Source organism: Belliella baltica DSM 15883 (assembly GCF_000265405.1).
GTDB lineage: Bacteria > Bacteroidota > Bacteroidia > Cytophagales > Cyclobacteriaceae > Belliella > Belliella baltica.
Genome location: NC_018010.1, coordinates 1,633,057 through 1,646,275, shown reverse-complemented (window position 1 = coordinate 1,646,275; position 13,219 = coordinate 1,633,057). Strand labels below are relative to the sequence as shown.

General features: G+C 37.0%; 11 protein-coding genes. 1 reads left to right on the top strand and 10 read right to left on the bottom strand.

Annotated features, from left to right (window positions below):
• Positions 1-103: 103 nt before the first annotated feature.
• The 3 genes from BELBA_RS07615 to BELBA_RS07605 all read right to left on the bottom strand — a co-directional run bounded on the left by BELBA_RS07615 (position 104) and on the right by BELBA_RS07605 (position 3,365).
• On the bottom strand, positions 104-1,228 hold the full coding sequence (locus BELBA_RS07615; RefSeq protein ID WP_245531150.1) for a DUF4221 family protein: 1,125 nt from the start codon (positions 1,226-1,228) through the stop codon (positions 104-106).
• A 76-nt stretch (positions 1,229-1,304) separates the two neighbouring features.
• A complete protein-coding gene (locus BELBA_RS07610; RefSeq protein ID WP_041779280.1) occupies positions 1,305-1,490 on the bottom strand; it encodes a hypothetical protein in 186 nt (61 codons plus the stop codon).
• A 378-nt stretch (positions 1,491-1,868) separates the two neighbouring features.
• Positions 1,869-3,365 (bottom strand): M28 family peptidase, encoded by a 1,497-nt coding sequence (locus BELBA_RS07605; protein WP_014772153.1) that lies wholly within the window; start codon positions 3,363-3,365, stop codon positions 1,869-1,871.
• 202 nt (positions 3,366-3,567) lie between these two features.
• Between BELBA_RS07605 and gcvP the strand changes: the two genes are divergently transcribed.
• On the top strand, positions 3,568-6,462 hold the full coding sequence (gene gcvP, locus BELBA_RS07600; protein ID WP_014772152.1) for an aminomethyl-transferring glycine dehydrogenase: 2,895 nt from the start codon (positions 3,568-3,570) through the stop codon (positions 6,460-6,462).
• Between the two features lie 147 nt (positions 6,463-6,609).
• On the opposite strand, the gene BELBA_RS07595 is transcribed toward gcvP, so the two are convergent.
• From BELBA_RS07595 to BELBA_RS07565, 7 genes are all read right to left on the bottom strand, one after another.
• On the bottom strand, positions 6,610-6,807 hold the full coding sequence (locus BELBA_RS07595; protein WP_014772151.1) for a hypothetical protein: 198 nt from the start codon (positions 6,805-6,807) through the stop codon (positions 6,610-6,612).
• A gap of 81 nt (positions 6,808-6,888) precedes the next feature.
• The gene (gene der, locus BELBA_RS07590; RefSeq protein ID WP_014772150.1) at positions 6,889-8,202 is read right to left on the bottom strand and encodes a ribosome biogenesis GTPase Der; all 1,314 of its coding nucleotides are present in this window, start codon (positions 8,200-8,202) and stop codon (positions 6,889-6,891) included.
• An 11-nt stretch (positions 8,203-8,213) separates the two neighbouring features.
• Positions 8,214-9,104 (bottom strand): GTPase Era, encoded by an 891-nt coding sequence (gene era, locus BELBA_RS07585; RefSeq protein ID WP_014772149.1) that lies wholly within the window; start codon positions 9,102-9,104, stop codon positions 8,214-8,216.
• A gap of 160 nt (positions 9,105-9,264) precedes the next feature.
• A complete protein-coding gene (gene sdaAA / locus BELBA_RS07580; RefSeq protein ID WP_014772148.1) occupies positions 9,265-10,173 on the bottom strand; it encodes an L-serine ammonia-lyase, iron-sulfur-dependent, subunit alpha in 909 nt (302 codons plus the stop codon).
• A 109-nt stretch (positions 10,174-10,282) separates the two neighbouring features.
• Entirely contained in the window at positions 10,283-11,239 is a 957-nt protein-coding gene (locus BELBA_RS07575; RefSeq protein ID WP_041779279.1) for an FKBP-type peptidyl-prolyl cis-trans isomerase, read from the bottom strand.
• Positions 11,240-11,249: 10 nt separating this feature from the next.
• Positions 11,250-12,665: a porin family protein gene (locus BELBA_RS07570; RefSeq protein ID WP_014772146.1), complete on the bottom strand. Its 1,416-nt coding sequence runs from the start codon at positions 12,663-12,665 to the stop codon at positions 11,250-11,252.
• A complete protein-coding gene (locus tag BELBA_RS07565) occupies positions 12,646-13,194 on the bottom strand; it encodes an RNA polymerase sigma factor (protein ID WP_014772145.1) in 549 nt (182 codons plus the stop codon). The genes BELBA_RS07570 and BELBA_RS07565 overlap by 20 nt, the downstream gene beginning before the upstream one ends.
• Positions 13,195-13,219 lie beyond the last annotated feature (25 nt).

Below are 13,219 nucleotides of genomic sequence, written 5' to 3'. Positions count from 1 at the left end.
GGAATAATCAGTGAAAAGGGAAATCTGGACTATGCATGATTATAACACAGTTTCGATTTAGTTTAGAGAAGCTTAATGTAAAATTAGAATATTAAAGATACTGTTATTGATCCAGTTTCAACTTAACATAGCTCATTTGATCATCGGTAAAGCTCGGACTATTCATATTATTAGTTGAGACATAAAGCCCTTCTTTACCAACAAGAAAATTATCTGAAGAGTGAACTTGAAATAAATCAAATATATGCTCTGAAAGAATATTCAAATCTGCATCAAGAACCATGATTCCTGTTTTTGGTCTTGATCTTTCCATTAATCTAAGTTCCTCTATTTCATACTGCTTTTCGATCGGATAAGGTGGGAGGAAAACTCTATAAAAAACATCTCTATATTTATCATATAAAAAAGTCTCATATTGACCTGACTCCAAGGTAGCGATTACTGATTTACTTTCGTTTTCAGGCATTTGATTCACCACATTGAAATTATCCACTTGACTTGACTTGACGGTTTTGACATTTACAACTTGATTTGTTTTGGTATCAAAAACCTGAATTTGATGATCGTAAAATGGAGAAATATAAATCAAATCACCACGCTTTGCCCAAGAAAAATAGGAAAGCTTTTTCCCTTCATCCCAATAAGTCGGACTATAAAAAACTTCATGCCAGGCCGCACCATCTTCCTCCAAACTCACACTGTAAACCAACTGCTGTTTTTGAACATCTTCCTTTGACATTCTATGATGATCCATTAGGAATGGCTGAGCACCATAAATTCTACCATTCGATTTGAAAAGTGGGATCATGCTCCCATTCCCGATATGTGAAACTCTATAATTAGATTCAGGTAATTTTTGTTCAAAGGTTAAATCACCTTTAAAATTTATCATTCCAAGTGAAGGAGGATAAAATGTCACAAAAATCGAATCTTCAGCAATCAGAGTTCCTCCTGTAAATCGCTTAGTTCTTTTCTCGCTCTCAAACTCTAATGGAATATTTAATTTCAATTTTCCAGATGGAAATTCTGAAATCTGCAGTTTGTTGATTACATGATTGTAAATCATTACATGTTCTCCAGAGTCTGAGTCGTAAATACTAATCATTCCTGGATTGGATAATGCGAAATCATTAACAGGGACAACAATCTCATCCAATTCCTTTAAAATAAATTTTCCATAATCTTGATCATTACATGAGAAAATGAAAATGAAAATTACCGGTATCAATTTTTTTTTAAATACATATTTTTGTTTTTTAATTAATAAAGCCCACTTCAAAAATGATTGAAGTGGGCTAAAGAAATTATTCGCAAGGACAAATATGATCGAAATAAGCAACTTTACAACCATCTATTTCAGGTCTATCTGGTCTATCAATAAATTGACACCACTCATATTCATCATCCGGCACTTCTTCTTGACCTACCACAGGGTTCGAATAAAATGCAAAAACTCCAAGAATCGCCATTAATAATGTGTACTTTTTCATAATTCACTAAAGTAAAATAAATAAAAAACTTTGGCCAAAGTCAACTCTCGCCTAAGAGCTTTTGCAATATTATTATTATACGCAAGAATTAGTTTATTTTTTAATAAAGATTTTAAAGTAGATTAGAGTTAATTAGCTTGTCAAAAAAGTCACTATAAAAATCTTCTTTCTAAATTCTTACGTTTCGCTTCTTATATTTAAAGTTTCAAATTTAAATTTTCAAATCATTTCCCTTGCCAAAATAAAACAAAAAAACCTGCCAGACTTAATGTCCAGCAGGTCTTATTTTATAATTTTTTGAGATAAATCTAAAATCTGAATTCTAAAATCTTAAATCTTAATTGTAAGATTCTTCATCCCTTAGATTTCATCCTTTTATTATCTGTCTGTTCTTGTGTTCGTTCCGTCTACAGGAGTTCTTTGCTCTCTGTTGGCTAGGTCCCAAGAGGTATGGAAGATTAATTTTGCTCTTTTTGTCATCAATGGGAATTCGATTTTGTCCACTGTGTCCGTGTGCTGATGATAGTCATCATGAACACCATTGAAGAAGAAGATTACAGGAATATTGTTTTTAGCAAAGTTGTAATGATCCGATCTGTAGTAAAATCTGTTTGGATCATCCTCTGCATCATATCTGTAATCCAATTTCAAACCAGTGTAAGTAATGTTATTGTATTCGTTGATCACTTTCAATTGTGAAGAAAGCATCTCAGAACCGATGACATACACATAGTCTTGGTTTTCGGCGTCTTGATATTCATAATCAATTCTACCGACCATATCGATGTTGATGTTGTTCACAGTATTTTCCAATGGGAAAATTGGGTTATTGGAATAGTATTCAGAACCCAAAAGCCCTTTTTCTTCACCTGTGACGTTCAAGAAAAGAATGCTTCTTCTTGGTCTGATACCGTCTTTGGCGGCAGCAGCAAAAGCCTCAGCAATCTGCATTACAGAGACAGTTCCAGAACCGTCATCATCTGCACCATTGTTGATTCTTCCTTGGCTGTCGATACCAGTATGGTCATAGTGAGATGAAATCACCAAAACTTCCTCTTTCTTGTCAGTTCCTTCCAAGTAGCCCATTACATTTTCAGTAGGAACCAATTTTGTACTTTTCTTAATCAAATAAGAAGCTTTTTGAGACTTGATAGATTCAGGATTGTTTTTAGCTGCTTCTTTCAAAATCTCCACAGGAGTTCCAAATAAAGAAGACATTTTATCTGAGCTCACTAGGAAGATCGGTTCTTGTTTAGAAGGTTGTTCGAACCCTAATCTACCCCTACCGCTAAGTGATTTATATCTGTTTGCCAGTCTATCAAAATTTGCCTGACCTTCCATAGTTACGATTACGATACCTGCAGCACCTGCATCCATCACATCTCTCACAACAGTCTGTGCTCTTTCACCAATCGCCCAAAGGCCGACAAGCTTACCTTTTACATCTACTTTGGCTAAATTCTCTTCAGAAGCAAGACCCAAGAATACCAAGTCAGCTTTGGCAGCTTTTTTCATATCGCCATCACCTATGAAAACAAAATCTTCATTGTTGACTAATTTCTGTTTTCCAACTGTCATACTGACTTCGGAGAAAGAAACTGAGGCTAAGTTGAATTTTTGAAGGTACTCACCATTCACAGGGCCTGCTAAGCCTAAATTTTTATAATGATTTACTAGGTATTCCGCAGCCATTTTTTGACCTTTTTCACCTGTATCTCTTCCTTCCATTTCGTCAGAAGCTAGGTAAGTTAGTTTTTCTTCTAAGCCAGCAGCAGTGATTTTTTCTGCATATTTCAGTGCTGTAGCATCTTGTGCGCTTACCTGATAGGTTAGGCACAAGGATAACATTCCTGCTATCAAATAATTTCTCTTCATAAATAAAATCTAATGGTTTTCTAAACTAGACGATAAACTTAGAAATATTTCTTAATAGAATAAAACCGTTTATCAATTTGAACTGTTACGAAGGTATAAATCTTGAAGTTATCAAATTGATATACTGCAATAATTTATACCTTTGCGCTACGAAAAATCAATGAGGATATAACCCCAATAAATTCCCTTTACATTATTGATTATGAAGATTAATCTTTCCCCATCTACAAAGTTTGAAAATAGGCATAATGGATCATCTCAGGAAGATGTGAACATGATGCTTGAGAAAATTGGTGCCGCTTCAATTGACGAGTTAATTGATCAAACCATCCCAAAATCTATTCAATTGACGAAGCCTTTGGACTTGCCAAGCGCAAAATCTGAAGCTGCTTTTTTGAAAGAATTCAAGACTTTGGCTTCTAAGAATAAAATCTTCAAATCATTTATTGGTTTGGGGTATTATGATACTATTGTTCCTGGAGTGATTTTGAGAAATGTGCTTGAAAATCCAGGATGGTATACCGCTTACACTCCTTATCAAGCTGAAATCGCTCAAGGAAGACTTGAAGCTTTGATCAACTACCAGACGATGGTCATGGATTTGACGAAAATGGAAATGGCAAATGCGTCTCTTCTTGATGAAGCAACGGCTGCTGCTGAAGCGATGACGATGTTACACGCCTCTAAGCCTAGAGAAAAGAAAAACGCAAACAAATTTTTTGTAGATGAAAAAGTATTCCCTCAAACGAGAGATTTGTTGATTACGAGATCTATTCCTGTTGGAATTGAACTGGTGATTGCACCTTTATCTGAGTTGGACTTGACTGATGCTGATATTTTCGGTGTACTGATCCAGTATCCAAATATGGATGGAGAAGTAATCGATCACGCTGCTCTTGTCGCTGCTGCCAAAGAAAATAATGTATTGACTGCATTTTCAACTGATCTTTTGAGCTTAACGCTATTAACACCTCCAGGAGAAATGGGAGCGGATGTGGTAGTAGGTACAAGCCAAAGACTGGGTGTTCCAATGGGATTTGGAGGACCTCACGCAGCATTTTTCGCAACAAAAGAAACTTACAAGAGACAAGTTCCAGGTAGAATCATCGGTGTGTCTCAGGACAGAGATGGTAACAAAGCCTACAGAATGGCTTTGCAAACCCGTGAGCAACATATTAAAAGAGAAAAAGCAACTTCCAACATCTGTACAGCCCAAGTATTGCTTGCAGTGATGGCAGGAATGTATTCTGTATATCACGGACCAAAAGGCTTGAAAGAAATTGCAGCAAAAACTCATGGTTTAGCGAGTTTGACCGCTCAAGCCCTCAAAGAAATGGGATTTGAACAAGAAAACAATAATTTCTTCGATACGATAAAGATCAAAGTAGATCCTGTTCAGCAATCAAAAATTCAAGCGTTTGCACTTTCCGCGGAAATGAACTTCAGATATGAAGAAGGAGCTATTTTCCTTTCTTTTGATGAACCAAAAACGCTTGAAGATGTAAAAGATGTAATTGAAGTATTTGCTAAATCAACCAATCAAAAAGCGGAAATCAACTGGGACACTTTAGTCAATGGATTAGAACTCAACTTACCTGATGGTCTTGAGAGAACTTCTGAATACCTAACTCATCCAGTTTTCAATCAATTCCATTCAGAGCATGAAATGCTCAGATATATCAAGCGCTTAGAAAACAAAGATCTTTCCTTAGTTCATTCAATGATTTCATTGGGTTCATGTACCATGAAATTGAATGCAACAACAGAAATGATTCCTGTTACTTGGCCAGAGTTCGGTCAATTGCATCCATTCTGTCCACAGGATCAAGCAGCAGGATATTATGAATTGTTCCAAAACTTAAGAAATTGGCTAACAGAGATCACTGGTTTTGCTGACACTTCATTGCAGCCAAACTCTGGTGCTCAAGGAGAATATGCTGGCTTGATGGTCATCAGAGCTTACCACATGAGCAGAGGTGATCATCACAGAAATATCGCTATCATCCCAACCTCTGCTCACGGAACAAACCCTGCTTCTGCTGTCATGGCAGGAATGAAAGTGGTCTTAGTGAAGTGTGATGAAAAAGGAAATATAGATATCGATGATTTAAGACAAAAAGCAGAAGCACACAGCAATGAATTGGCTGCTTTGATGGTTACTTATCCTTCTACTCACGGTGTGTTTGAAGAAGCAATCCAGAAAATTTGTCAAATCATCCACGACCATGGTGGACAAGTCTATATGGATGGAGCAAATATGAATGCACAAGTTGGATTGACAAGCCCAGGCAGAATTGGGGCTGATGTTTGTCACTTGAATCTTCACAAGACCTTCTGTATTCCACATGGTGGCGGTGGACCTGGCATGGGACCTATTTCAGTAGCAGAGCAATTGGTACCTTTCCTTCCTGGAAACCCTTTGGTTCAGACAGGCGGAACGCAGGCGATCAATGCAATTTCAGCGGCTCCATTTGGTAGTGCGAGTATCTTGCCTATTTCTTATGCCTATATTGCTATGATGGGGGGAGAAGGCTTAACTAATGCTACAAGAATCGCCATTCTCAATGCAAATTATATCAAAGCAAAATTAGAAGCTCATTATCCAATTTTGTACACTGGTAAAGGAGGAAGAGCTGCACACGAGATGATTTTGGATTGTCGTGCTTTCAAGGAAGTAGGAATAGAAGTAGAAGATATCGCTAAGCGATTGATGGATTATGGATTCCACGCGCCGACAGTTTCATTCCCAGTAGCTGGCACCTTGATGGTAGAACCTACTGAATCAGAAACAGTTTCAGAATTAGACAGGTTCTGTGACGCGATGATCGCAATCAGAGCTGAAATTCAAGAAGTCTATGATGGAATAGCTGACAAAGAAAATAATGTGTTGAAAAACGCACCACATACAGCAAATCTAGCTTTGGCAGAGAATTGGGAACTTCCTTATTCAAGAGAAAAAGCAGTTTATCCACTTCCTTATGTGAGGGGAAACAAATTCTGGCCAACTGTCAGAAGAATTGACTCAGCCTTCGGAGATAGAAATCTAATCTGTAGCTGTATTCCTGTTGAGGAATACGCTTCGGAAGTAGAAGGATAAAAACAAAAAATCCCCTATCGGAAAACGATGGGGGATTTTTGTTAGATAAAATCTTTAAATAATTTTTTTAACATTTTCTGAATATTTTAAAACAAAAAAACCCTCTGATTGCTCAGAGGGTTTTTAAATTTTAGAATTGAGGGTTGATTAACCTTCAACAGTTTCTTCAACTTCAACAGCAACCTCTTCAGTAGCTTCAACAGCTTCTTCGATTACTTCTTCAGTTGCCTCTTCAGTCTCTTCGATTACTACTTCAATCTCAGTTTCTTCAGAAACTTCTTTGTTGCCACAAGATGCAGTGAATAACATTCCTGCTACAGCGAATAATGCAAATACCTTTTTCATTTTTTTGTTTGTTTCTTAAATTAAGCATGCAAATGTAACACCGTTTATGTAACTGTCAAGTGTTTTACACAAATTTATTTTTTACTTCTTTTTATACGTGATTTTGATCGGAACACCCTCAAAATCAAAGTTTTCTCTTAATCTATTTTCCAAGTATCTCGTGTAAGGATTCTTGATATATTGAGGTAAATTACAGAAGAAAGCAAAAACCGGATTTTTGGTCGGAAGTTGAGTCACATACTTGATCTTAATGTACTTTCCTTTCCATGCTGGCGGTGGATATTTTTCAATCTCAGCCAACATAACATCATTGATTTTTGAAGTCGGAACCTTTCTGGTTTTATTTTCATAAACCTTTACAGCAAGCTCAATTGCTTGAAAAATTCTTTGCTTAGTCAGCACCGAAGTGAAGATCATTGGAATCCAGCGATTCTCACCCAACTTCTCAAGCATATCCTTTTTAATGGTATCCATGGTCTTGTGATCTTTTTCGACCAAATCCCATTTATTCACCATGATCATGATTCCCTTATTATTTTTTATCCCTAGAGAGATCAAGTTCATATCCTGAGCTTCAAATCCTCTCTCAGCATCGATCATCACAATAATCACATCAGACTCCTCTAATGTTCTTAAAGAGCGCATCACTGAATAAAATTCGATATCTTCTTTTACTTTGGCTTTCTTACGAATACCCGCAGTATCTGTGATTATGAAATCCTGCCCATAAAGTTTGTATCTTGTATTGATAGCGTCTCTTGTGGTTCCAGCTTCATTAGTTACGATAGACCTTTCAGTTCCAAGAAGTGCGTTTAAAAAAGATGATTTTCCAACATTAGGTCTTCCAAGAATCGAAATTTTTGGAATTCCCTCGTCTGGATCCTCTATACCGCCTTCTGGAAAATGCTTGATTACTTCATCAAGCAAGTCACCTGTACCACTTCCAGAAACAGCTGCAATTGGAAATACATCATTGTCACCCAGCCCTAAAGCATAGAATTCAGATGCATTCAATTCTTTTTCTTGCGTGTCGGCTTTGTTGGCGACGATATAAACTGGTTTTTTAGAAGATCTAAGCACATTGGCAAAGTCCTTATCCAAGTCAGTCAATCCATCATGACAATCCACTACAAAAAGGATAACGTTGGCTTCTTCTATTGCCAAGGTCACTTGCTTTCTGATCTCAGCTTCGAATACATCATCCGAACCGATTACATAACCTCCAGTGTCAATCACTGAAAAGTATTTTCCGCCCCACTGCGCATGACCATAATGTCTATCACGGGTTACCCCAGACATATTGTCTTCTATCGCTTTTCTTTCTTCAACCAAGCGGTTGAAAAAGGTAGACTTCCCTACATTAGGTCTCCCTACAATTGCTACTATATTTGACATTTTCTTATTTCTTATTGGTCGTAACCAAATTTCTTCAACTTATTTTTGTTCTTTCTCCAATCATCTTCCACTTTGACATACGTCTCAAGAAAGATTTTCTTTCCAAAGAAATTTTCCATTTCAGCCCTTGCTTGGATACCAACTCGCTTGAGTGCTTTTCCACCTTCGCCGATGATGATCCCTTTTTGGCTATTGCGCTCTACATAGATGATGGCACGTACCCTGATGATATTTTCTTCTTCATAAAAATCCTCAATAGCAACTTCTGTACTGTATGGGATTTCTTTTTTATAATTAAGGAAAATCTTTTCGCGTACGATTTCAGAGGCAAAGAATCGCTCTGGTTTATCTGTCAGCTCTGCCTTGTCATAAAATGGCGGGTGAACTGGCAATCGATCTAGAATTTCTTGAAGAATTCGCTCGGTGTTGAAGCTTTCGGTTGCAGAAATCGGAATGACGGCTTCTGTTTTGATGCGCTGTGTCCAATAGGCTGTCACCTCTTCAAGCTGTCCTTCCTTAGAAAGATCCACTTTATTGATAACAAGGAGTACAGGTACTCCTGACTGGTTGATCTTTTCTATTACGTCTTCTATTTCTTCGTCTGTTTCGAATAGATCGGTTACGAAAAGTATCACATCTGCATCCTCCAATGACATGTGGACAAAACTCATCATGTTTTTGTGAAGCTCATATTTTGGCTTCAACATCCCCGGAGTATCCGAGAAAACAATCTGATAGTCATCATCATTGATCAAGCCCATAATCCTATGTCGGGTGGTCTGAGCCTTGGAGGAGATAATCGAAAGTCTTTCACCTATAAGCACATTCATTAAGGTGGACTTGCCTACATTGGGTTTCCCAACGATGTTGACAAAGCCTGCTTTGTGTGTGTTTTCGGTCATGACAATAATTTTGCACAAAGGTACTTGATTTTTTCCGAGGGATAATACATCATCAGAAATAAACCAAAGAAAGTTTGGACAATTTTATCTTTTCTTTAAATACTGGCGTGAAAAACTGTCCATTTTCTAAAAAAAAATTGAAAATTTTTCTTCTAAAAAATCATTCCTCTACATCTTCATCAGGAAGCATTTCAATGTCCTGAATCAAAACTCTTTTTGATATATTTTGACCAGTGAGCGTCGCTGCCAATCCTCCCATAGCGGTTTCTTTATACTTGCTCTCCATACTTGAGCCAATTTCACCCATTGCTTCTACACATTCATCTACGGGAATTACAGCACTTACATTGGCCAAGGCAATTTGAGCAGAACTGTTCGCAATAGCTGCTGCACTTGCATTTCTGACCACACAAGGAACCTCTACTAGACCTGCTACCGGATCGCAAACTAATCCCAACATGCATTGAATGGTTATCGCTACTGCATTAAAAATTTGATCAATCGATCCTCCAAGACAATAAACCATTGCTCCTGCAGCCATCGCCGCAGCAGAGCCAGTTTCTGCCTGACAGCCCCCAACAGCTCCCGCTAAACTTGCTTTCTCTTCAATAATTAAAGCGATTCCTGCTCCGACAAGTAGCCCCTCGAGGATTTTTCTATCTGCGAGTTCGTGAATTTCTTGGAGTGTGTATAAGGTTCCTGGTAGAATCCCTGAGGCTCCTGCAGTAGGTGCTGCCACAACTCTACCCATGCAAGAGTTTACTTCTTTCGCTGCTAGTGCTCTGGAAATCAATCTTTGAAACTCGGGGGATAAAACAGAAACAGGATGTTTATAAACTTTCTTTGCTCCATTATTGATCATGCCTGATCGAGAAGTCATTTCTTCGTTTAGGCCTGTTTCTACGGCATCTTTCATGACTTCATAAGCATGTTGCAATCCATCCCAAATGGCTTGCTCTTGCTTCCCCTTTTGGACTGTCTCGTATTCGATTACCGCCTCGAACAATTGTACTTTATTCGCTTCACAATACTGTTTCCAGCCTTCAAAACTGTTAAAAAGAAAACTCATAATTTATTTGGGTTTATAACTGAACAAAGTTGAACAATGAAACGCACAAAACAAATTTCAAGAGATTAAAAAAATCCCCTTCAAAACTAACTGAAGGGGATAAAAAAGCTTACTTGACTTCTTTTATGGTTGCCTTAAAATAAATCGGTTCGAATGGCCTCGCTACTGAGTTGAGTACTCCTCTATTGAATAAATCTTGCCTAATTTGATATGGAAAAACCTGAGCAGTAATCCCAAAGGCCAATTGCGAGGGTGAGAACACTTCGATTTGCATCCCCGCTTTAGAATCCTTTAAAATTAAATTTAAGAAATCTAAATTCCCCTGATCTCCCACCTTTACTTGCAAAGGTGAGTTTTCAGTAGATTTAGAAATTACTGCATCAGATCCCATTTGAGTTAATTCAAAATCAAAAACTACTATATCGTCCACAGCTGCTAATTCTGCGTCCGCTTCGCTTTCATCTATAACTTTGACATAAAGACCTTCTTCCGTTCTTTCAAAACCAACCTTCCCCTGCTCTTCCAAGTAAGCATGAATCAAACTATCCTCTAATTCTTCAACCTCTTCTTCAGAAAGTATATTTGCATACTTTATTTTGATTTCTAGGTTTGAGTTTGGCAAAATCAGCTGTTGGAAACTATATTCTTGATATGCTAGGTAGGAAGGTGCATAAATCTTAAATGTCTCTCCTTCTTTCGCTAAGCCTGCACTGAAATTCATCACACGAGGAATTAGACCTCCTTCATCATGAAGAAAAATTCTTGGTGGCTTTGTCTCATCAAGATAGCTATCAATCATTTGACCATCTATCGTTTTGATTTCATAATAAATCCCCAAAATATCTTTATTCACAATTTGGTTTCCTACGTCATTGGATTCTGTTTTTTGATAGAAATAACCCAAAGGATTTTCAATGGCATCAATTCCATTTCTCTCCAAGTAAGCTTCCAACAACCTCGTATCTCTGCTTACGATTCTTTCATAATCAGATTCTTGGTCGGTAATACAACTTGCCATCACTGTAACCAATGCGATTAGTAGCATCGGTATTTTCATTAATTTCATACTTTATAGATTACTTTTTGATTTGAAAATTCATTCTCAAGTTTAATCCGCCTATGGCAAATTGTTGATTGACGAAAGTTTGACCTCCTACTGATAACTTGTAAAAAGGCTCTACAGAAATAAACGTTCCGTTTTTCAAACTATATTCATAGCCCATGGAAAGATTCAACATTTGACCAACATTGACATCACTTCCATCATTCGAACTACTTGGCGTGACTGTTTCGGTAAATGTCTGCACAGCTTGCTGATTGAACATCAGTCCGCTACTTGCAAAGTTAGCCGAAGTAAATGTTCCAACATTCTTTTGATTCAAATAAACCATATTCGACACACCTGTAATTAGATAAAAATCTGAATCTTTGTTTTCAATGATCTTATACTTAAGATTCAGGGGGATTTCTAACTGACCAAAACTCAATTCATACCTTGCATTTACGAAATTATTTGAGAAACTCGCCGTGCGAAAATCTCCAAGTGGACTACCCATCCTACTAGTCGCTATCACTTCTTGATTGATACTTGGACTAATAGATTGTTGTGCATATGCGAGACCAACATCAAGTTTTAACCTTTTAGAAAAAGAAAATTCCGACATCAAGCCAGCTCCTAAATTCATTGTTTGCGTGTTGCTAGAAATAGTCTGTGGAGCTAAAATCACTCCCAATCTCATCACTTTATCAAGATCTTTTTTTGATTTTTCATCTAAGCCACTTTTGGGCAAATCTTCATTTAGCCAATTATCAATAACCTTTTGAGCATTTTGCTCATCTGTAGCCAATGCATTTTTAAAGTTGAATTCTGTAACAAGGTCTTTTGATTTTCCTACTTTTTCCTTTTCCAAAAGCTTATTTGTCGAACTATTGTTCTCTTGAATATCCTTGGTGATTAAAGTTCTATTTTCGTCTTTGCTATTAGGTGTGGTAGATTTGTCTGTTAATGCCGACATTGGATCAAGGTAAAGCTCTTTCTTTAAATTCTGTTGTTGAGCCAAATTTTTGCTAGATTCAATTTGATCATTTTCAATCTTAGTGGTTACTTCATTGATACTTTGTGTTATTTCTTTTTTGTTTCCTTCTGCTGTATTTTTTTCAATTTCATATTTAGGTTCATCAATTGAAGGAATTTCATCCTTTGAATTTGATTGAATATCTTGATTTACTTCTTCTGTATGTTCTAGTAAAGAGATCATTTCCTGTTCAAATTGATCTTCATCAATACTTGCTAAAAAAAGGAATGCACCGATCAACAAACTTGCTGCGATACCAGAAGCCCACCACGTCCATCCAAAGCGTTTGTTTGGAGTTTTTGAGGTAAAATAAGAAGCTGAGAATTTCTCCCATTGTTTGGGATCAAAAGGCTCTTGGTGATTAGCAAAGGAGTCTTTGATTTTTTCAGCAAGTTTTTTATCGAACTGCTCCTTCATTATTGATATGATTAAGTGCTATTATTTTTTCTCTTAAATTTTGTTTTGCTCGCGCAAGATAGGTCCTTGACGAACTTGCAGGAATGCCAAGTTTTTCTCCAATTTCTTTGTGAGAAAAACCCTCGATCTCGTACATATTAAAGATTATCCTCAATATTTCTGGAAGACTTCTCAAGGCTAGTAGAATATCCTCTAAAGAGAGCTGATCAATAATCTCAGGATTGCTACTTTCAAGCTCCGCGTGATCAATGTCCATCACTGCAAAGTGCTTTACATTTTTTCTATAGTAATCAATTGAGGTATTGACCAAAATTCTTCTAAACCAGCCTTTGAAGGAATTGTTTTCTTTATACTGATCAAGCTTATCAAACATCTTCATAAAGCTATCATTGACAATTTCACAAGCTTCGTCTCTAGAATTGGAGTATCGCAAAGCAATACTTATAGCATAGCCATAGAAATGCTTATAAAGCATTTCCAAAGATTTTGGATCTCCATTTCTAGCTTTTTGAATAAGGTGCTGCTCCAACGAACCGGTTAATTTTCCTAGGTAT

Coding starts and splice junctions, on each gene's coding strand:
- sdaAA (WP_014772148.1), bottom strand. CDS start 10,173: ATGAGTTTTCTTTTTAACAGTTTTGAAGGCTGGAAACAGTATTGTGAA.
- BELBA_RS07605 (WP_014772153.1), bottom strand. CDS start 3,365: ATGAAGAGAAATTATTTGATAGCAGGAATGTTATCCTTGTGCCTAACC.
- der (WP_014772150.1), bottom strand. CDS start 8,202: ATGTCAAATATAGTAGCAATTGTAGGGAGACCTAATGTAGGGAAGTCT.
- era (WP_014772149.1), bottom strand. CDS start 9,104: ATGACCGAAAACACACACAAAGCAGGCTTTGTCAACATCGTTGGGAAA.
- BELBA_RS07595 (WP_014772151.1), bottom strand. CDS start 6,807: ATGAAAAAGGTATTTGCATTATTCGCTGTAGCAGGAATGTTATTCACT.
- gcvP (WP_014772152.1), top strand. CDS start 3,568: ATGAAGATTAATCTTTCCCCATCTACAAAGTTTGAAAATAGGCATAAT.
- BELBA_RS07610 (WP_041779280.1), bottom strand. CDS start 1,490: ATGAAAAAGTACACATTATTAATGGCGATTCTTGGAGTTTTTGCATTT.
- BELBA_RS07570 (WP_014772146.1), bottom strand. CDS start 12,665: ATGAAGGAGCAGTTCGATAAAAAACTTGCTGAAAAAATCAAAGACTCC.
- BELBA_RS07575 (WP_041779279.1), bottom strand. CDS start 11,239: ATGAAATTAATGAAAATACCGATGCTACTAATCGCATTGGTTACAGTG.